16 protein-coding genes are annotated in these 18,581 nt (G+C 64.8%); 5 read left to right on the top strand and 11 right to left on the bottom strand.

The window, feature by feature from the left end; genetic code table 11:
• Window positions 1–197: 197 nt before the first annotated feature.
• From R3355_RS16555 to hslO, 3 genes are all read right to left on the bottom strand, one after another.
• Window positions 198–2,135 (bottom strand): RecQ family ATP-dependent DNA helicase, encoded by a 1,938-nt coding sequence (locus R3355_RS16555; RefSeq protein ID WP_318962146.1) that lies wholly within the window; start codon window positions 2,133–2,135, stop codon window positions 198–200.
• Window positions 2,136–2,472: 337 nt separating this feature from the next.
• On the bottom strand, window positions 2,473–4,014 hold the full coding sequence (locus R3355_RS16550; RefSeq protein ID WP_318962145.1) for a phosphoenolpyruvate carboxykinase: 1,542 nt from the start codon (window positions 4,012–4,014) through the stop codon (window positions 2,473–2,475).
• A 159-nt stretch (window positions 4,015–4,173) separates the two neighbouring features.
• The gene (hslO, locus tag R3355_RS16545; protein WP_318962144.1) at window positions 4,174–5,061 is read right to left on the bottom strand and encodes an Hsp33 family molecular chaperone HslO; all 888 of its coding nucleotides are present in this window, start codon (window positions 5,059–5,061) and stop codon (window positions 4,174–4,176) included.
• A gap of 222 nt (window positions 5,062–5,283) precedes the next feature.
• Here hslO and R3355_RS16540 point away from each other — a divergent pair, with 222 nt between their 5' ends.
• On the top strand, window positions 5,284–6,147 hold the full coding sequence (locus R3355_RS16540; RefSeq protein ID WP_318962143.1) for a phosphatase PAP2 family protein: 864 nt from the start codon (window positions 5,284–5,286) through the stop codon (window positions 6,145–6,147).
• Window positions 6,148–6,317: 170 nt separating this feature from the next.
• Here R3355_RS16540 and ald read toward each other — a convergent pair whose 3' ends face one another.
• The 4 genes from ald to R3355_RS16520 form a co-directional block, all read right to left on the bottom strand.
• Entirely contained in the window at window positions 6,318–7,442 is a 1,125-nt protein-coding gene (gene ald / locus R3355_RS16535) for an alanine dehydrogenase (protein WP_318962142.1), read from the bottom strand.
• A gap of 255 nt (window positions 7,443–7,697) precedes the next feature.
• Window positions 7,698–9,194 (bottom strand): pyridoxal-phosphate dependent enzyme, encoded by a 1,497-nt coding sequence (locus tag R3355_RS16530; protein ID WP_318962141.1) that lies wholly within the window; start codon window positions 9,192–9,194, stop codon window positions 7,698–7,700.
• 75 nt (window positions 9,195–9,269) lie between these two features.
• On the bottom strand, window positions 9,270–10,028 hold the full coding sequence (locus tag R3355_RS16525) for a slipin family protein (RefSeq protein ID WP_318962140.1): 759 nt from the start codon (window positions 10,026–10,028) through the stop codon (window positions 9,270–9,272).
• A gap of 1 nt (window position 10,029) precedes the next feature.
• The gene (locus R3355_RS16520) at window positions 10,030–11,439 is read right to left on the bottom strand and encodes an NfeD family protein (protein ID WP_413243528.1); all 1,410 of its coding nucleotides are present in this window, start codon (window positions 11,437–11,439) and stop codon (window positions 10,030–10,032) included.
• 196 nt (window positions 11,440–11,635) lie between these two features.
• Here R3355_RS16520 and yccS point away from each other — a divergent pair, with 196 nt between their 5' ends.
• The gene (yccS, locus tag R3355_RS16515; RefSeq protein ID WP_318962139.1) at window positions 11,636–13,813 is read left to right on the top strand and encodes a YccS family putative transporter; all 2,178 of its coding nucleotides are present in this window, start codon (window positions 11,636–11,638) and stop codon (window positions 13,811–13,813) included.
• Window positions 13,814–13,843: 30 nt separating this feature from the next.
• On the opposite strand, the gene R3355_RS16510 is transcribed toward yccS, so the two are convergent.
• Together R3355_RS16510 and R3355_RS16505 are read right to left on the bottom strand one after the other, a co-directional pair.
• Window positions 13,844–14,701 (bottom strand): HDOD domain-containing protein, encoded by an 858-nt coding sequence (locus R3355_RS16510; protein WP_318962138.1) that lies wholly within the window; start codon window positions 14,699–14,701, stop codon window positions 13,844–13,846.
• Between the two features lie 86 nt (window positions 14,702–14,787).
• On the bottom strand, window positions 14,788–15,018 hold the full coding sequence (locus R3355_RS16505; RefSeq protein ID WP_318945747.1) for a hypothetical protein: 231 nt from the start codon (window positions 15,016–15,018) through the stop codon (window positions 14,788–14,790).
• A 116-nt stretch (window positions 15,019–15,134) separates the two neighbouring features.
• Between R3355_RS16505 and R3355_RS16500 the strand changes: the two genes are divergently transcribed.
• Window positions 15,135–15,617 carry a transcription elongation factor GreAB gene (locus R3355_RS16500; protein ID WP_318962137.1) on the top strand — a complete coding sequence of 161 codons (483 nt, stop codon included), beginning with the start codon at window positions 15,135–15,137 and terminating at the stop codon, window positions 15,615–15,617.
• Between the two features lie 9 nt (window positions 15,618–15,626).
• Here the strand turns inward: R3355_RS16500 and R3355_RS16495 are convergent, their stop codons facing one another.
• Entirely contained in the window at window positions 15,627–16,391 is a 765-nt protein-coding gene (locus R3355_RS16495) for a substrate-binding periplasmic protein (protein ID WP_318962136.1), read from the bottom strand.
• Window positions 16,392–16,521: 130 nt separating this feature from the next.
• Here R3355_RS16495 and R3355_RS16490 point away from each other — a divergent pair, with 130 nt between their 5' ends.
• Window positions 16,522–16,755 (top strand): DUF2789 domain-containing protein, encoded by a 234-nt coding sequence (locus R3355_RS16490; RefSeq protein ID WP_318945744.1) that lies wholly within the window; start codon window positions 16,522–16,524, stop codon window positions 16,753–16,755.
• Window positions 16,756–16,798: 43 nt separating this feature from the next.
• Here R3355_RS16490 and R3355_RS16485 read toward each other — a convergent pair whose 3' ends face one another.
• Window positions 16,799–17,305: a M48 family metallopeptidase gene (locus tag R3355_RS16485; protein WP_318962135.1), complete on the bottom strand. Its 507-nt coding sequence runs from the start codon at window positions 17,303–17,305 to the stop codon at window positions 16,799–16,801.
• Window positions 17,306–17,787: 482 nt separating this feature from the next.
• Between R3355_RS16485 and R3355_RS16480 the strand changes: the two genes are divergently transcribed.
• Window positions 17,788–18,471 (top strand): polysaccharide lyase family 7 protein, encoded by a 684-nt coding sequence (locus R3355_RS16480; protein WP_318962134.1) that lies wholly within the window; start codon window positions 17,788–17,790, stop codon window positions 18,469–18,471.
• Window positions 18,472–18,581 lie beyond the last annotated feature (110 nt).

The raw sequence follows: 18,581 nt of genomic DNA, 5'->3' as shown, positions 1-18,581 counted from the left end.
GACCAAGGTGGATGGCGTCTACGATGTGATTTTCATCCACAAGACCATCCGCCAGATCGACTTGAGAAAGCGGAAGTGAGGATCGTCAACCCGTTACCCATGTCTCCCGACAGGCGTTACCCATGTATCCCGGCTGAACACACGGCGCACCCTACCGAACCGCACGGACCAGCATCAGGCAGCATTTCGCCGCAGCGTCAGTGCGCCGCCAGTTGTTGCTCGGCCCAGGCGCGTACTTCGGCGTAGGGGTAGCTGTCCAGCGCGGCGAAGCCGGCAATGCTGCGCGCCTTGAGCTTGGTGAACAGCGGCACGCTGATGCCGCAGAGGAAACGGGTCAGGCATTCGGCGCTCGGGGCGCTGCCTTTCAGCTCGGCGTGGCGCTGGATAAAGCTGCCGCACAGGCGTTGCAGGTCATGTTCGGCCAGCGGCGGCAGCGCTGGCGGTTCCGGCAGGTGGGCGACCTGGCCGTGGCACACCGAACAGTGGCCGCAGCGTTCGGGGGCCTGGCGGTCGCCGAAGTAGGCGGCCAGGCGCTGACTCAGACAATGCTCGGTGGCGAACAGTTCGAGCATGGCGTGGATGCGGGTGATTTCGCTGCGTTCCTGCTGTTTGAAGTAGCCGTGCAGTTCGGCGCTCAGCGCTGCGGGGTCGAAGCCGGCATCGAGCAGCGCGTAGACCTCGGTCATCTGTTTGCTTTCCAGCTCGATCCAGCCCTTTTCCTGGAAGTAGTCCAGCGCCTTGACCACCCGCCCGCGTTCGGCCTGGTGCTGCTGGTAGAGCCTGTCGAAATCCAGGGTGCACCAGGTGCGGGCGCGCTGCGAGCTGTCGAGGATGGCCTCGACAAACTGGCGCCGCTCGCCGTCGAACTTGGCCAGCAGAGCCTCGGGTTCGAGCAGGTGTTTGAAGCGGTATTCGGCGAAGTAGGCGTAGCGCGGGGCGATGATACCGCGCAGCTCCAACTGCACCAGCAGGGTTTTCAGCGGCAGTTGGCGGATGTTGCTCTGCTCGGCCAGGGCATTGAGCAGCAGTTCCCACTGCCCGTCCTGGCTGCTGGCCAGCAGCTCGTCGAGCACGCAGCGGATGCCGCCCTGCTCGGGCGTGTCGCCATAGACGAAGTTTTCCAGCACGTTGAGGCTGTCGCGGTTGGCCAGCACCAGGCAGTCGGAGGGCTGGCCGTCGCGCCCGGCCCGGCCGATCTCCTGGCTGTAGTTCTCGATCGACTTGGGCAGGTCGAAGTGCACCACGTTGCGGATGTCGCTCTTGTCGATGCCCATGCCGAAGGCGATGGTGGCGACGATGCAGTTGATCTGCCCGCCCATGAAGCGGCGCTGGATCGCCTCGCGCGCCTCATGGGCCATGCCGGCATGATAGGCGCTGGCGGCGATGCCGCGCTGGCTCAGGCGTTCGGCGACCTGCTCGGCGGTCTTCTGCTGGGTGACGTAGACGATGCTCGGCTGCTCGGCCCTGGCGCCCAGCCACTCGACCAGCCGGCGCTGCTTGTCGGCACCGCTGACCGGCTCGACCAGCAGGTTGAGGTTGGGTCGGTAGAAGCCGGTGGTGATCACATCCTTCGGGGCGATGGCGAACTTGGCCTGCATGTCGGCGATCACCGGCGGCGTGGCGGTGGCAGTGAGCAGCAGTACCTGGGGGATGCCGAACTGGCGCTGGTAGTCGGGCAACTTGAGGTAGTCGGGACGGAAGTTGTGGCCCCACTCGGAAATGCAGTGGGCTTCGTCGATCACCAACAGGGAGATCGGCACCTGACCGATGAAGTTGCGGAAACGCTCGTTCTTCAGACGCTCGACCGAGATCATCAAAATCTTCAGTTCGCCGGACTTGGCCCTGGCCATCACCGCACTGGCGTCTTCGCGGCTCTGCGCCGAGTCGATGCTGGCGGCACTGATGCCGTGGCGGGCGAGAAAGGCCAGCTGATCCTGCATCAGCGCCAGCAATGGCGAAACCACCAGGGTCAGGTGCGGCAGGTGCAGCGCCGACAGCTGGTAGCACAGCGACTTGCCCGAACCGGTGGGAAAGATCGCCGCCGCCGAGCGCCCGGCCAGCACGGCGCCGATCACCGCTTCCTGACCGGGACGCAGCTGCTGGAAACCGAAAACACGTTCGAGGGTGGTGTACATGAGCTGTCACTCCGTTGACCGCTGGATGGCCTGTGACCATAGCGCGGTGAGGGTGGGTCAGGCCACCCGTAATAACGAGGCGACCTAGTGGCCCCGGTGCAATCCCGGGCATTGTCGCTCCCCGGATTGCATCCTGGCTACGGCGCTGCGGGCAGTGAGTTCATCCTGAAAGCCGGTGAGAAAACGCTCGCCTAGGGCGGCGGTCCCGTGGGCGGAGCCTTGCCCGCGAAAGCAGCGCCGCCGCCCGTGGGCAAGTCCGATCCACGGGGGGATCGGTGCTGCACCCGAAAATGACAAAGCCGCCCGAAGGCGGCTCTGTCGCACAACGCGCTGCGGCTTAGAGCTGCGGGCCGGCCTGCTTGATGGCGTCGCTGACATCGAACTTCTTGAAGTTTTCGATGAACAGCTTGGCCAGGCCTTTGGCGGCTTCGTCGTAGGCGTTCTTGTCTGCCCAGGTGGTGCGCGGGTTGAGCAGGTTGGTTTCGACGCCCGGTACCGATGTCGGCACGCTGAGGTTGATGATCGGCAGTTGCTCGGTCTCGGTACCGATCAGCGCACCGCTCTGGATCGCGGCGATCACGCCTCTAGTAGTCGGGATGTTGAAGCGTTTACCCACTCCGTACCCTCCCCCAGTCCAACCAGTGTTGACCAGGTAGACCTTGGAACCGAAGCCGCGGATGCGCTTGATCAGCAGTTCGGCATACTCGCCAGCCGGACGCGGGAAGAAAGGCGCGCCGAAGCAGGTGGAGAAGGTCGACTTGATGCCGCTGCCGCTGCCCATCTCGGTGGAGCCGACCAGTGCGGTGTAACCGGAGAGGAAGTGATAGGCCGCCTGCTCTTCGTTGAGGATCGACACCGGCGGCAGTACGCCGGTCAGGTCGCAGGTCAGGAAGATCACCGCATTCGGCTCGCCGCCGAGGTTCTTCTCGGAACGCTTCTCGACGAATTCCAGCGGATAGGCAGCGCGGCTGTTCTGGGTCAGGCTGTCATCGCTGTAATCCGGCACGCGCTCTTCGTTGAGGACGACGTTTTCCAGCACGGTACCGAACTGGATGGCTTTCCAGATCACCGGCTCGTTCTTCTCGGATAGGTCGATGCACTTGGCATAGCAACCGCCCTCGATGTTGAACACCACGCCTTCGCCCCAGCCGTGTTCGTCATCGCCGATCAGATAACGCGACTCGTCGGCCGACAGGGTGGTCTTGCCGGTGCCGGACAGGCCGAAGAACAGGGTCACATCGCCCTCTTCGCCGATGTTGGCGGCGCAGTGCATCGGCAGCACGTCTTTTTCCGGGAGCAGGAAGTTCTGCACCGAGAACATGGCTTTCTTCATCTCGCCGGCGTAGCGCATGCCGGCCAGCAGGACCTTCCTGGCGGCGAAGTTGATGATCACGCAGCCGTCGGAGTTGGTGCCGTCACGCTCGGGCACGCACTCGAAGTTGGCCACGTTGAGCACCTTCCACTCGTCCTTGCCGGCCGGGTTGTAGGTTGGCGGGTTGATGAACAGCTGGCGGCCGAACAGGTTCTGCCAGGCCGTGGCCGTGGTCATCTTGACCGCCAGGTAGTGTTCCTCGGCGGAACCGACATGGACGTGGGAAACGAAGAAATCCTGGTTGCGGTTGAATTCTTCGACGCGGTCCCACAGGGCATCGAACTTGTCGGCCGGGAACGGGCGGTTGATGGCGCCCCAGGCGATCTGCGACTCGGTGCTCGGCTCTTGGACGATGAAGCGATCAGCCGGCGAACGACCAGTGCGGTGACCGGTGCGTACGACCAGAGCGCCGCTGGCGGCCAGCTCGCCCTCACCGCGGCGGATGGCTTCTTCGACCAGTTGTGCTGCGCTGATGTCGGTGTACACGGCGTTGTTGGCTTGCGTCATGGGGGTCCCCGTCGGCCAAAGGCCGAGTTTTCCAAACGATTTGTAGTAAAAGCAAAAACACTACTACAGCGAGAAAAAAGTCGCGGGAGTATGCCAGAAAGCACGTCCCTTGGCAGCACCCGATCCGCTAAGCGGGTCGATAGGCGCACGCTATTGCTTTCAGTGAAGGGTATCCGCAGGCCCTGCGCTGCCGCCTCCAGCGAACAGCTGAGCGATGTCGGCAGCGTCGAATGCATAGCGCTGATTGCAGAACTGGCAGTCGATCACCACCTGGCCGGCATGCTCACTCAGCAGCAGTTCGGCATCGGCCTGACCTAAACTGACCAGTGCATTGGCTGAACGTTCACGCGAGCAGCTGCAGCGAAACTGCAGTGGACGCGGCTCAAACAGGCGTAGCGGCTCTTCGTGATAGAGGCGGTGCAGCAGGGTTTCGTTGTCCAGGCCCAGCAGCTCTTCGTTGCTCAAGGTGGCGGCCAGGGTCGCCGCATGCTGCCAACTGGCCTCGCGCTCTTCCGGATCTTTCAGACGATCGGCTGGCAATTGCTGGAGCAGCAGGCCGCGCGCACGCTGACCGTCGGCACACAGCCAGAAGCGGGTGGCCAGTTGCTCGGACGTGGCGAAATAGTTAGTCAGGCAATCGCTCAGGGTGGCGCCGTCCAGGTCGACGATGCCCTGATAGCGCTGACCCTGGGTGGGATCGACGGTCATCGCCAGCACGCCATCGGGCATCAGCTCGGCCAGACCGGTATCGGCGCCAACCTGCTCGGCATGGTAACGGGCGATCCCGCGCAATTCGCCGGCGCTGGAGCATTCGACCATCAACAGCGGCAGCGCACCCGAGGAGCGCGCCTGCAAAATCAGCAGGCCGTCGAACTTCAGGGTGCCAACCAGCAGGGAGGCGGCGGCCAGCAGCTCGCCGAGCAATTGCGCGACCGCCTGCGGATAGTCATGTTTGGCCAGCACATGCTGGTAGCTCTCGCCCAGAACGACCAGCTCGCCACGAATGTCGGTGTCGTCGAACAGAAAGCGTTGGGTGAAATCGGGCATAGCGGGCTCGCCTGCAAGGGGACTGCGAAAGGCTGGCGATTTTATGCACAAATGCTGGCCTAACCAAGGGCCACGCGCCGAATGATCGCCGCGGACGCGCCGATTAACGATCATTCTCCGGGGAGATTTTGGGGGGCAAGTCACATGCAAACACCCGCCAACTCCCCTACAATGCGCGCCGCCTGGGAAGGCACACCATTATTTTCAGCAAGGAGCGGCATCATGCCCAACACTTTCCTCAACAGCCAATGGCGCCTGCGTCCCCTGCTGATCTGCCACATCGGTGCAGTGCTGCTGCTCGCCAGTTGGCTGTGGCAGCCGACCCGCCAGCTCTGGGATCGATTCGACCTGGCTCTGTTCACCCTGCTCAACGAACCGGTGCACGCAACCGGTCTGTGGGCGCATATCTGGGCCATCGGCAGCATGCGCCCGGTGGATCTGGCGGTCGGCGTGCTGATGCTGGCGGTAATACTCAAGGCCGACCTGGTGTTCAGCGGCGCCCAGGTGCGCCGCGCGCTGTTCGCCTTTCTCGCCGTTTTGCTGGCAATGCTGCTGTTTCGTGTCGGCTTCGCCGAACTGGTCAAGCTGATGGGCTGGCAACGGCCGAGCGCCTCGCTGGTGGTAGAAGGCAGTGCGCGCCTGACCGAGCTGTTCCCCACCTGGGAAGAGCGCTGGGACATGAAAGACAGCGCCAGCCGCAGCTTTCCTGGCGACCACGCTTCGGTGCTGCTGATCTGGGCGCTGTTCATGAGCTTTTTCGCCCGTGGCTGGAAGCTGCTGCTGGTCTGGAGCATGGCCGTGCTGTTCATGCTGCCACGCCTGGTGGCTGGCGCTCACTGGGCCTCGGACGCACTGGTCGGCGGGGTGTTCCTCAGCCTGCTGGGGCTGGCCTGGGGTTGCTATACGCCCTTCGCCAGCAAGGCCAGTGCCTGGCTGGAGCGCATCAGCGCACCGCTGACCCGCCAACTGGCGCGCCTGCCGCTACTGGGCCGGGTCAGCGTGATCTCAGGGCGAGGAGAGGCGCCGCGAAGTGAAGGCTGCCCTGCCAGGCGGCCTCAAGTTATCTGGCCCGATGCCACCAAATAAGGTGCGCCGGACGCACCAACCAACCGCCCTCTGCCAGCGGTGCGCACAGCGCACCCTACCGAGCTGGGCCCCCTCTACCAAGCCTCATTTTTGAGTTGATCGTTCCCGCGTCCAGAGCCGGGTTACCCGCGGAGCGTTCAAAGCCCCCCCAACTTGCCCGGCCGCCCGCGCTACTGCAGATGCTCCAGCACGCTGCTCGCCGACTGGGAGGGCAAGCCATGGGCCTTGGCGACGCTGGCACAGGTAATCACACCCCTGGCCACGTTGAGGCCGTTGCACAGGTGCGGGTCTTCTTCCAGGGCGCGGCGCGTGCCTTTCTCGGCGAGGGCGATGACGAACGGCAGGGTCGCGTTGTTCAACGCCAGGGTCGAGGTACGCGCCACCGCACCGGGCATATTGGCCACGCAGTAGTGCACCACCCCGTCGACCACATAGGTCGGATTGTCGTGGGTGGTGGCTTTCGAGGTCTCGGCACAGCCTCCCTGGTCAATGGCCACATCCACCAGCACCGAGCCGGGCAGCATCTGCCTGACCATCTCGGCGCTGATCAGCTTGGGCGCGGCCGCGCCGGGAATCAGTACGCCGCCGATCACCAGGTCGGCCGCGAGGATCTGCTCGCGCAGCGCGGCGCGGGTCGAATAGAGGGTGGTGATGCGGCTGGCGTACTGGCTGTCCAGACGCCGCAGGGCATCGACGCTCTTGTCCAGCACCGTGACGTCGGCGCCCAGCCCCACCGCCATGGCCAGGGCATGACTGCCGACCACGCCGCCGCCGAGGATCACCACCTTGCCCGGCGCCACGCCCGGTACGCCGCCGAGCAGCACACCGCGCCCGCCCCTGGCTTTTTCCAGGCAGTTGGCCCCGGCCTGGATCGACATGCGCCCGGCCACCTCGGACATCGGCGCCAGCAGTGGCAGACGGTCGTGGCTGTCGGTGACGGTTTCATAGGCGATACAGGTGGCGCCGCTGGCCATCAACTCGTCGGTCTGCGGCCGGTCCGGCGCCAGGTGCAGGTAGGTGAACAGGGTGTGTTCGGGACGCAGCCGCGCGCGCTCGGCAGTCAGCGGTTCCTTGACCTTGACGATCAGCTGCGCCTCGTCGAACACCTGCGCCGCGTCCCGGGCGATCTGCGCGCCGGCCGCCTGGTAGTCGGCGTCGTCGAAGCCAATGGCGGCCCCCGCCTGGCTCTCGACCCAGACCTGATGGCCAAGGGTGGTCAGTTCAGCTACCGATTGCGGAGTCAGGCCAACGCGGTACTCATGGTTCTTGATCTCTTTGGGGACACCGATACGCATGATCCTCTCCTTACTTCAGCCGAATACCTTGAAGTTTAGAAGAGCGATGGCGCGGGCCTCCCTGTATATCCGCCGCACTTCAGCTGAAAGCTCTGATTCAGCTGCGCATCACGGCACCTTTCCCGCCACTCGATGCAGAACGCGACAGCTTGTCCGCCGCCCTCGGCGGTCGTGAAAATATCTAGCGCCGTAGCGCAACGTCAGCAGCGGATGCCTGGGGGCGGTCGCAGCCGGCAGGCGTTTTTTCACCAGCGCTCAGCCGCGCGGATGCAGCCAGGCCGGCGCCAGGGTGGCCGGATCGAGCGCCGGCGCCTCGGCCAGTTCGACGCCATGGGCACGCAGCAGCGTGGCAAGCCGGCCATCGGCATAGGCACCAAACAGCTCGCTGCAGCCGCCGACCAGTTCGCCGCCGACGAATATCTGCGGAATGGTGAGCATCCCGCTCTTGCGCCGCAGCGCCACGCGCAGGCGTCCGCCGAGGTCGTCCTGCTGGTACTCGACCGAATCCAGGGCGATCGAGCGGTAGGCCACGCCGAGGGCGTTGAACAGCTTGCGCACCGACCAGCAGAACTCGCACCACTCCAGGGAGAACATCACCAGCGGTTGCTGAGGGTCGGCGAGGATCTGCGCCAGCAATGCCTCGGCCTCGGCGTCGACCTCTGCGCCGAGCGGCTCTGCCGGCGCGGCAGCGGGCGCGGCGAGGCTGACGTCGAAGCGGTAGTTGGGCGTCGAAGCGGCCAGTTGCAGCTCCTCCTCGCTCATGTCGACGGCGATGTCCTCGAACAGCGGCGTGGACAGGTAGCGCTCGCCGGTATCCGGCAGCATGCACAGGATGCGGCTGCCCGGGGCGGCATCGGCGGCCACGGCCATGGCGCCGGCGAAGGTGGCGCCGCTCGAGGGCCCGCAGAAGATGCCTTCCTGGCGTGCCAACTGGCGGGCGTAGTGCAGGGCCTGGTTGCCGTTGATCGGCACGATCCGGTCGATCAGCCCGAGGCTGCGCGCATCCTCGGTCAGCTTGGGAATGAAGTCCGGGGTCCAGCCCTGCATCAGGTGCGGGCGGAACGCCGGGTGGCTGTCCAGCGGCCGGCCCTCGGCATCGCGCGCCTGGGCGATGCCGCTGCCCAGCAGCGGCGAATTGTCCGGTTCGCAGACCACGATGCGGGTCGCCGGGCTGCGCTCGCGCAGCACCCGCGCGGTGCCCTTGAGCGTGCCGCCGGTGCCGTAGCCGGTGACGAAATAGTCGAGCGGCACATCGGCGAAGGCCTCGAGGATCTCCAGGGCGGTGCTGCGGCTATGGGCGTCGGCATTGGCCTCGTTCTCGAACTGGCGCACCAGGAACCAGCCATGCGCCGCCGCCAGTTCCTCGGCCTTGCCGACCATGCCACTGCCCTTGAGCGCGGCCGGGGTGAGCACCACCCGGGCACCGAGAAAACGCAGAATCTTGCGCCGCTCGATGCTGAAATTCTCGGCCATGGTCAGCACCAGCGGATAGCCCTTGACCGCGCAGACCATGGCCAGGCCGATGCCGGTGTTGCCGCTGGTGGCTTCGATCACCGTCTGTCCCGCTTGCAGGGCGCCGCTGCGTTCGGCCGCCTCGATCACGCTGAGGGCCATACGGTCCTTCACCGAACCCATGGGGTTGAAGGCTTCAGCCTTGACGTACAGCTCGATGCCGGGCGGCGCCAGGCGCTTGATGCGGATCACCGGGGTGTGGCCGATGGTGGCCAGAATACTCTCGCAGCGGGTGTTCATTCGACGCCTCCGTCAGCAGCCTCGACCGCACTGGGTGGGCCCGCATTGCGCGCGCCCTGCCCGGTTGCCGGCCGGCTAACTTTTACCCTTGAGTTCGGCCATGCCCTGGAGCAGTTCGATCGGCAGCGGAAAGACGATGGTCGAACTCTTGTCGCCGGCGATATTGCTCAGGGTCTGCATGTAGCGCAGTTGCATGGCGCCGGGCTGGCGGCCGAGCATTTCGGCGGCCTGCATGAGTTTTTCCGAGGCCTGCAACTCACCCTCGGCATGGATCACCTTGGCCCGCCGCTCGCGCTCGGCCTCGGCCTGCTTGGCGATGGCGCGGATCATCGATTCGTCGAGGTCGACGTGCTTGATCTCGACATTCGCCACCTTGATGCCCCAGGCATCGGTCTGCGCGTCCAGCACCTGCTGGATGTCGATATTCAGGCGCTCGCGTTCGGCGAGCATTTCGTCCAGCTCATGCTTGCCGAGCACCGCGCGCAGGGTGGTCTGCGCCAGCTGGCTGGTGGCGCCGTGGTAGTCCTCGACCTGGATGATTGCCTTCTCCGGGTCGAGGACGCGGAAGTAGACCACCGCATTGACCTTGACCGAGACGTTGTCGCGGGAGATCACGTCCTGGGTCGGCACGTCCAGCACTATGGTGCGCAGGTCGACGCGGACCATCTGCTGGATGCCCGGAATGATGATCACCAGCCCCGGCCCCTTGACCTTCCAGAAGCGCCCCAACTGGAACACCACGCCGCGCTCGTATTCGCGCAGGATGCGAAACGCCGAAACCAGCAGCGCCATCAGCAGCACCGCCAGCGTGGCAAAACTCAACTCGAAACCCATGTCAGTCTCCTTGTGGCGGTGTGTCTTCAGTGGTGGCGACGTCCAGCATCGAGCCTTTGCGCGCCAGCACCCGTACCTGCTGGCCGGGCTGCAGCGGCATCTGACTGACGACCTGCCAGTTCTCTCCTTGCAGCTGCACCCAGCCGCCCAACGGGTTGCTCGGCTGCACCGCCTGGATCCGCGCCAGGCTGCCGATCAGTTCGCTGTCGCCGCCGACCAGGGCGCGGCGCCTGGCACGCAAGGCCATGCTGAGGATGGCGAAGATCACTGCGCCACTGGTCAGGGCCAGGGTCACGATCAACCCCAGGGGGATGCCGAAGCCGGGTACATCGGTGTCGATCAGAATCAGGGCGCCGAAGACGAAGGCGACCAAGCCGCCGATGCCGAGCACGCCGAAACTCGGCAGGAAGGCTTCGGCGGCGATGAAGGCGATGCCGAGCAGGATCAAGGCCACGCCGGCGTAGTTGACCGGCAACAGCTGCAGGGCGTACATCGCCAGGATCAGGCTGATGCCCCCGAGTACGCCGCCGACGCCGCTGCCCGGGTTGGAAAACTCGAAGAACAGGCCATAGACGCCGATCATCATCAACAGCAGCGCCACGCTGGGATTGGTGATCACCGCCAGCAAGCGCGTGCGCCAGTCCGGCCCATGGCTGACCACCACGGCATCGGCGGTCTGCAGCTTGGCCTCGACGCCGGCGGCGGTGAAGCTTTTGCCGTCCAGTTGCTTGAGCAGATGGGGCAAGTCGCGGGCGACATAATCGATCACCTTGAGTTCGAGCGCTTCTTCGGCTGCCAGGCTGACCGCCTGGCGCACCGCCTGCTCGGCCCACTCGGCATTACGCCCGCGCATCTGCGCCAGGCCGCGGATATAGGCGGAGGCATCGTTGATCTGCTTCTTGCTCATGGCGTCGCCCGGCGCCTGCTCGGTCTCGCCTTCGCCCGCCTTGCCGGACTTCTCGGCTTTATCGCCCTCGGGCTGCTTCGGCGGCGAGCTGGGCACCCCACCGATCGCCACCGGCGTGGCCGCACCGAGGTTGGTGCCCGGCGCCATGGCCGCGATATGACTGGCATAGAGGATGTAGGTACCGGCACTGGCGGCCCGCGCACCGCTGGGTGCTACGAAGCTGGCCACCGGGATCGGGTTGGCGAGAATCGCCTTGATGATGTCGCGCATCGAGGTGTCCAGACCGCCGGGGGTGTCGATGCTCAGCACCACCAGCTGCGCGCCCTCTTCCACCGCGCGGGCCAGGCCGCGCACCACATAGTCGGCGCTGGCTGGGCCAATTGCGCCGTCGACGCGCAACTCCACCACCGGCGCCGGGGCCGCCGCCTGAGCAGCCAGCAGTCCCGCTGGCAAGAGCAGCAGGGCCAGGACGATGAGCAAGCGATGTATCGGGAAAACCTTCACGGCCCTCTCCACGACAGCCGCGACAGGAAGCAAAAGATGGGCAAAGCACGGTTGTCTGCTTACAGGATAGTCCATGACTTTTTTGCGCAGGCCCTACATGCCGTCGACGCAGTAAAAAGGTGTCGCCAGGGGAGTGCCCGTCGTCCGCATACTCCGTTAGTCTGCTCACTATTGCCGCTGCACTAAGGTCGCTCGGATGCCCACCACCGCTTTTCGCCATTCCCTGCGCCGTCTGTGGGCGCTGGATAAATTCAGCTACAGCCTGCGGGTATTCATCGCCCTCGGCGGCAGCCTGCTGCTGTGTTGGGCGCAGGACTGGATGCAGGCGCTGATACCACTGTTCCTCGGGGTGATCGCCAGCGCCCTGGCCGAAACCGACGACAGCTGGCAAGGCCGCCTGACCGCGCTGCTGGTCACCCTCGGCTGCTTCAGTGCGGCGGCTTATACGGTGGAATGGCTGTTCCCCTATCCCTGGTTGTTCGTCAGCGCCCTGGCGCTGTCGGGCTTCGCCCTGACCATGCTCGGCGCCCTCGGCGAGCGCTACGCCACCCTGGGCTCGGCGACCCTGATCCTGGCGATCTACAGCATGATCGGCGTGGAGCAGCGCGGCGGCGTCGCCGGCCTGTGGCTGGAACCGCTGCTGCTGGTGGCGGGCGCGGCCTGGTACGGGGTGTTGTCGGTAATCTGGAATGCGCTGTTCGCCAACCAGCCGGTGCAGCACAGCCTGGCCCGGCTGTTCCGCGAGCTGGGCCGCTACCTCAAGCTCAAGGCCGCGCTGTTCGAGCCGCTGCGCCAACTCGACGTGGAGCAGCGGCGCCTTGCCCTGGCCCAGCAGAATGGTCGGGTGGTGGCGGCGCTGAATGCCGCCAAGGAAATCATCCTGCACCGCGTCGGCAATGACCAACCGGGGAGCAAGGTCAGTCGCTACCTCAAGCTGTACTTCCTCGCCCAGGACATCCACGAGCGCGCCAGTTCCTCGCATTACCCCTACAACGAACTGGCCGAGGCGTTCTTTCACAGCGATGTGCTGTTCCGCTGCCAGCGCCTGCTGCGCCTGCATGGCGAGGCCTGTCAGCGCCTGGCCCAGGCCATCGAACTGCGCCAACCGTTCGAGTACCGCGAGCAGTGCAGCCAGGCGCTGGACGACCTGCATGCCTCACTGCAGCACCTGCACCTGCAGAGCAACCCGGCCTGGCGCCAGCTGCTGCGCTCGCTGGGCGCCCTGGCCGGCAATCTAGCCGCCCTCGACCAACTGCTCGGCCACGCCAGCAACCCCGATGCCCTGGACGAGCAACAGGACAGCAGCCTGCTGGATCGCGAGCCGCACTCGCTCAAGGAGGTCGCGGATCGCCTGCGCCAGCAACTGACCCCGACCTCGCTGCTGTTTCGCCACGCCCTGCGCCTGGCCATCGCCCTGGCCGCCGGCTATGGCGTGCTGCACTGGATTCACCCGACCCAGGGCTACTGGATCCTGCTGACCACGGTGTTCGTCTGCCAACCGAACTACGGCGCCACCCGCATCAAGCTGGTGCAGCGGATCGCCGGCACTGTGCTCGGCCTGCTGCTCGGCTGGGCGCTGTTCGACCTGTTCCCCAACCCGCTGGTGCAGGCCTTCTTCGCCGTGGCCGCCGGGGTGGCCTTCTTCGCCACCCGCAGCAGCCGCTACACCCTGGCCACTGCGGCGATCACCCTGCTGGTGCTGTTCTGCTTCAACCAGGTCGGCGACGGCTACGGCTTGATCCTGCCGCGCCTGATCGACACCCTGATCGGCAGCCTGATCGCCGGCCTCGCGGTGTTCCTGATCCTGCCGGACTGGCAGGGACGCCGGCTCAACCGCATGCTGGCCAACACCCTCAGCTGCAACAGCACCTACCTGCGCCAGATCATCCAGCAGTACGTCAGCGGCAAACGCGACGATCTGGCCTACCGCCTGGCCCGGCGCAATGCGCACAACGCCGAAGCCGCACTGTCCACCACCCTGGGCAACATGCTGATGGAGCCCGGGCATTTCCGTAAGGAGGCGGACATCGGTTTTCGCTTTCTGGTGCTGTCGCACACCCTCTTGAGTTACCTCTCGGGCCTCGGCGCGCACCGCGGCGAAATGCTCCTCGGTGAGCAGCAGAGCCCGCTGCCGGCCAGCGCCGAACGCCTGGCCGACAGCCTCGACGAAATCGCCAGGAGCCTGTCCGAAGAGCGTGCGGTGGCGATTCAGAGCGATGCCGAAGAACAACTGGCCGCCGAACTGGAACAGCGCACGGATGCGCTGGACGACCAGCAGCGCCTGGTGCAGACCCAGCTGGCGCTGATCTGCCGGCAACTCGGCCCATTGCGTACCCTCACCGCGCACCTGCTCAAGGACCGCAGCAAGCCATAGAGGGGCTCTGCTGGTAATGCAGGGGAAACGCTAGCGCAGCACCGCGGCCAGCTCGTGGATCTCGTCCCAATGCTGACTGACCAAGGCCAGGCTGCCGTCCGCCGCCACCTCATTGTGCAAGCTATTGAGCTTGGCGTAGGCGGCCAGGCTGGCCAGTGCGGGTAACTGCGCTGTGCCAGCGCTATCAAGCAGGGTGTGGAACAGACTCAGGTTGACCAGATCGAGCAACTCGATCTGCCGCTGACGCTGCAGCGTCCAGTTGCCCGCCTCGCGCACGATATCCACGTAGGCCTCATCCACCGCCCACTTTTTCAGCAGCATCACCCCCAGCGACTTGCTGTAGGCCTGGCACAGGCTGTGGTAGCGCGCTGGCGTCGGCACCAGGTCGCCGCCCTTGAAGGCCGAGAGCACCGCGAGCGAACCCACCTCGCCGAGCAGGCTGGCGAGCACCGCATGATCGGCCGGCACCTGGCCCACCTTGCGCGCGAGAAAGCCGCAGATGCTCGCCTTCAGGGTCAGCCGCTGCCAGGCGTCCATGAACAGCAACTTGTGCCCGGGGCTATGCAGAACGAACAGGCTCTTGACGCTGTGCAGCATCACCACCCGATCCACCTGCTGCATGCCGAGCACGCGCAACACGTCCTGCAGGGTTTTCGGCGCCACACGGGTGCGCAGCAAGGCGCTGGAGGCGTACTTCATCAGCAACGCACTGAGCGCCGGATCCCTGCCGATCAGGTTGATCAACTGGGTCATGCTGACCTCGGGCTTGGCCAGCGCCCGGCGAATTTCCAGGGTCAACATCGGCAGGCTGGGCAGCTGCTCCTGATCATTTATCAGTTGAGTGACTACCTGCCGATAAATCGAGTAGTCGGACTGTGTCGTCTCCATCATGGCCTCCCGCCGCAGATGGAGCGCAGTGTAACCAAGGCCGTGACCTATTGCGCCAGCTTACTGGCAGATTGCCGCACGAACAGTCAGGCGATGCTGGCTTCGCTGGCCTGGGCGCGTCGACGAATGGTCAGATCGACCTTGAGGCAGATCGCCGCCAGCACCATGAAGCCGGCACCAAGGTTGCCCCGGCTGATTGGCACACCGAACAGACCACTCAACCATTCGGCAATCGGTCCTGGGTAGCTGGCCAGCAAGGCGCCCAGCGGCACCAGCAGAAACAGGAAGAAATAGCCCATCGACCGCATCATGTTCATGCCCACACCCTCACTTTTGATAGCAACCCGTGCACAATGCCGCCTTCGGTAGCCATGGCGACACTAGACTTTGGTGCATATGCCGAGATTTTTCCTGCCGACCCTGCGAGCGACCGTTGAACAAAGCCCTGCTTCAGCAACTGATTCTCGACAAGCTGCACAGCGACCTGGCACTGGCCCAGCAAGCGGCGTTGACTGCCTATGAGGCAGCCACCCATGAAGAGAATATTGCCGAGAACAAGTACGACACCCTGGGCCTGGAGGCCTCCTATCTGGCCGCCGGGCAAGCGCGCCGGGTCGAGGAGGTTCGCCAGGCCCTGAGCGCCTGGGAAAAACTCCGGCTGCGGCCCTTCGATGCGCAACTGGGCATTCAGCTCAGCGCCCTGGTGTGGCTGGCCGATGCCGAGGGCGGCGAACAATGCCTGTTCCTCGGCCCCGACGGCGCCGGTCTGAAGCTGCTGCTGGAAGGTCAGGAAGTGCGGGTGATCAGCCCGCGGGCACCGCTTGGGCAACGCCTGATCGGCTGCGGCGAAGGCGATCAGGTGGAACTGCGCATGGGCAACAGCATTCAGCGCTTCGAGGTGCTACGGGTCTGCTGAACGCCTTTCTCAAGGGATTTCAACCTGCCACTGGGCCGCCAGCCGGGCCAGTTGTCCACGTTCGACCAACTGCCGAAAGCCCTCTGCAAAATCATCGCGCAGACGGGCATGACTGCCGTGCAGAGGGAAGGCGAAGTAACCGTCCTGGGTATCGACAGGGGGATCGAGCTGGCTGATCTCATCGCGCAAACCCAGGGCCTGCAGCACCGGCAGGGTGTTGCGCTGATTGCTGGCGAGAAACTCGAGACGGCCCAGACTGAGCATTTTCAGGCCGTTGTCGACGCCCTCCACGGTGACCAGCTCGAGCCGCGCGCGCTCGGCATCGAAACGCGTGCCGTAGGCCCAGGCACGCACCACGCCAATGCGCTGGCCGGCCAGTTGGCGGTAATCGCCAGACCATTGACACGACCCGGCGCGGCGGCAATAAAAGACGATCCGGTCGCGATAGAAGGCCTGCCCGACAAACGCGAAACGTGCCTCGCGTGCCGGATTGCGATAGGGACCGATAAGGATATCGGCCTGACCCAGTTCGACCATACGCTGCGCACGGGCCCAGGGGTAAGACGCGAAGCGCAGGCTATGGCCCTGCGGCTCGAGCACCTGGCGCAGGACCTCAGGACCGAGCCCCCGATACTCGCCCGCCGCCGTGCGCTCGAAAATCCGCGGAAAATCGGTGCCGACCGCCAGCAACTCGCGCGCCAGTGCCAACGGGGGAGCCAGCAACACCAGGCTGAGCCCAACCGCGAACAATCTGCGCAAAAAACCTGAATGCATGCCGTGACCACCTCGAATCGCTGGAAAACACTGCGCCCCGGCAAGCCCCGGAGCCTGCACCCTGCGGTGCCGGGATTAATCGATATACGCTAGGCTGTATGGGCGAGTCCATTCTCCAGAGGAGCACGTCATGGAAAGCCCCACCCACGATCTATCGGCCCTGTTCGAGCAGCTCGGTTTACCAGCCGAGCAGGCCAGCATCGAACGTTTCATCGCCGAGCACTCGCCCTTGCCGGAAACCTGCAAACTGGCTGACGCGCCCTTCTGGACCGCGGCCCAGGCCGGCTTTCTGCGCGAGGAAATCCTCGAGGATGCCGACTGGGCGGAAGTGGTCGATCAGCTCAATCTGCTGTTGCGCGGCTGAGGCGCGCACGGCAACCGGCCCCGACCATTGCGTGCCTGCCGGTTCAGGCCGGGCTACGCCCTTGCAGCTCGCGCCAGGTCAGGTACACACGCAGATCGAATTCCACCTGATGATAGTCGGGCAGCATGTATTCGCAGAGTTTGTAGAACGCCTTGTTGTGCTCGACCTCCTTCAGATGGGCCAGTTCGTGCACCACGATCATCTGCAGAAACTCCGGCGCGGCCTCCTTGAACAGTGAGGCGACGCGGATTTCCTTCTTCGCCTTGAGCTTGCCGCCCTGCACCCGGGAAATTGCGGTGTGCAAGCCGAGGGCGCGGTGGGTCAGGTCGAGGCGGTTGTCGAACAGCACCTTGTCGATGGCCGGCGCGTTCTTCAGGTGTTCCTGCTTGAGCGCCTGGATATAGGCGTAGAGCGCCTTGTCGCTTTGCACCCCGTGCTTGCCGCTGTAACGCTGAGCCAGGTAGTCGCCCAGGCGCTCCTGGGCGATCAGCTGGCGGATCTGCTCCTGCAACTGCAGCGGGTAGCCCTGGAGGAATTTCAGTGGGGTCATGGACGGTACCGGGTGGTTCTGTAGGGCCTGGGTTTCGCAGTATGCCGCAACCCGCCGCTCGGACAACCTGCCACGGCCACCGCCGGCCTGCTAGTGGCCGGCGCATCTGTCCCCAGCCGCTGAATAACCGCTGCTGCACTCCACGACGCGCCCGATCATGGCGCCCCCGGCCGGGCAAAGCCCCAGAACAAGCAACGCCACCGGCAAGATCCTGGCACCGCGACCGGCCACCATGTCGGGGGCAGCTGCGGGCCAAGGCCCATACTGGCCATATATTGACGCCAATATAACGACGAACGGTCTTCATCTGCCTGCGCCCCCTGCCGCTATAAAGACGACCGCCACTCGCGGCCAATGGCAGGCCCTGCCCCAACCCCCCCAGTTCGCGTGTGTCACTCGCCGGAATGCCAGGTAAGCCGTTACTGACTTCTGGATCAGATGTGCCCCCGACTGAAGTCATTTCTCTTGTAGGAGAATCAGTCATGATCGACCTCGCCACCTGGAATCTGAGTATTCCCGTCGGTATCCCCGCCACCACCATCGACACCCCCCTGCTAGCCGGCGGCTATCAGGATCATTACTTCCAGTCGAAAGATGGGGCGATCTTCTTCTGGGCCCCGGTCAACGGCAGCACCACCGAGAATGCCAAGTACCCGCGCAGCGAGCTGCGCGAAACCTCCACCGACGGCAAGCTGCGCAACTGGACCTACCCCAGCGCCGACAACTTCCTGCGCGCCGCCCTGACGATCAGCCAGGTACCCTCGACCGGCAAGCTGGTCATCGGCCAGATCCATGCCCACCGAAGCAACGCGCCACTGCTCAAGCTGGAGTACCAGTACAAGGCCTACGCCGCCAGCGGCACTATCGTGGCCAAGCTGCGCCTCCATCCCGACGCACCGATCCAGGTCATCCGCATCGCCAGCGGCATCGCCTTGAATCAGCGCTTCACCTACGTCATCCACCTGACCCCGAACGGCACGCTGTCGATCAACCTCAACGACATCAACTGGAACACCCGGATCGATCCGGCCTGGGCAGTGAAACCCCTGTACTTCAAGGCCGGGGTCTACCCCCAGGACAACAGCGGTTACGAGACCGAGGCCGGCAGCGCACAATTCTACAAACTGGGCATTGAGCATCGACCGCTGGTCAGCTCCACGCCATAACGCATAAAAAATGGCCGGGGGCCATTTTTAACGTCGCGCAGCGACGGTCCGAAGGGTGGCCGCCAGGGATGGCAGGCCATAAAAAGCCCGCATCGCTGCGGGCTTTTTCG

The organism is Pseudomonas sp., from assembly GCF_033723075.1.
GTDB lineage: Bacteria > Pseudomonadota > Gammaproteobacteria > Pseudomonadales > Pseudomonadaceae > Aquipseudomonas.
Note: the sequence above shows the minus strand (reverse complement) of the source record. Positions and strands in the feature narration are given on the sequence as shown.

Coding starts and splice junctions, on each gene's coding strand:
- R3355_RS16505 (WP_318945747.1), bottom strand. CDS start 15,018: ATGAACATGATGCGGTCGATGGGCTATTTCTTCCTGTTTCTGCTGGTG.
- R3355_RS16525 (WP_318962140.1), bottom strand. CDS start 10,028: ATGGGTTTCGAGTTGAGTTTTGCCACGCTGGCGGTGCTGCTGATGGCG.
- R3355_RS16510 (WP_318962138.1), bottom strand. CDS start 14,701: ATGGAGACGACACAGTCCGACTACTCGATTTATCGGCAGGTAGTCACT.
- R3355_RS16550 (WP_318962145.1), bottom strand. CDS start 4,014: ATGACGCAAGCCAACAACGCCGTGTACACCGACATCAGCGCAGCACAA.
- R3355_RS16530 (WP_318962141.1), bottom strand. CDS start 9,194: ATGAACACCCGCTGCGAGAGTATTCTGGCCACCATCGGCCACACCCCG.
- R3355_RS16490 (WP_318945744.1), top strand. CDS start 16,522: ATGGAAAGCCCCACCCACGATCTATCGGCCCTGTTCGAGCAGCTCGGT.
- R3355_RS16480 (WP_318962134.1), top strand. CDS start 17,788: ATGATCGACCTCGCCACCTGGAATCTGAGTATTCCCGTCGGTATCCCC.
- R3355_RS16485 (WP_318962135.1), bottom strand. CDS start 17,305: ATGACCCCACTGAAATTCCTCCAGGGCTACCCGCTGCAGTTGCAGGAG.
- R3355_RS16555 (WP_318962146.1), bottom strand. CDS start 2,135: ATGTACACCACCCTCGAACGTGTTTTCGGTTTCCAGCAGCTGCGTCCC.
- ald (WP_318962142.1), bottom strand. CDS start 7,442: ATGCGTATCGGTGTCCCCAAAGAGATCAAGAACCATGAGTACCGCGTT.
- R3355_RS16540 (WP_318962143.1), top strand. CDS start 5,284: ATGCCCAACACTTTCCTCAACAGCCAATGGCGCCTGCGTCCCCTGCTG.
- hslO (WP_318962144.1), bottom strand. CDS start 5,061: ATGCCCGATTTCACCCAACGCTTTCTGTTCGACGACACCGACATTCGT.
- yccS (WP_318962139.1), top strand. CDS start 11,636: ATGCCCACCACCGCTTTTCGCCATTCCCTGCGCCGTCTGTGGGCGCTG.
- R3355_RS16495 (WP_318962136.1), bottom strand. CDS start 16,391: ATGCATTCAGGTTTTTTGCGCAGATTGTTCGCGGTTGGGCTCAGCCTG.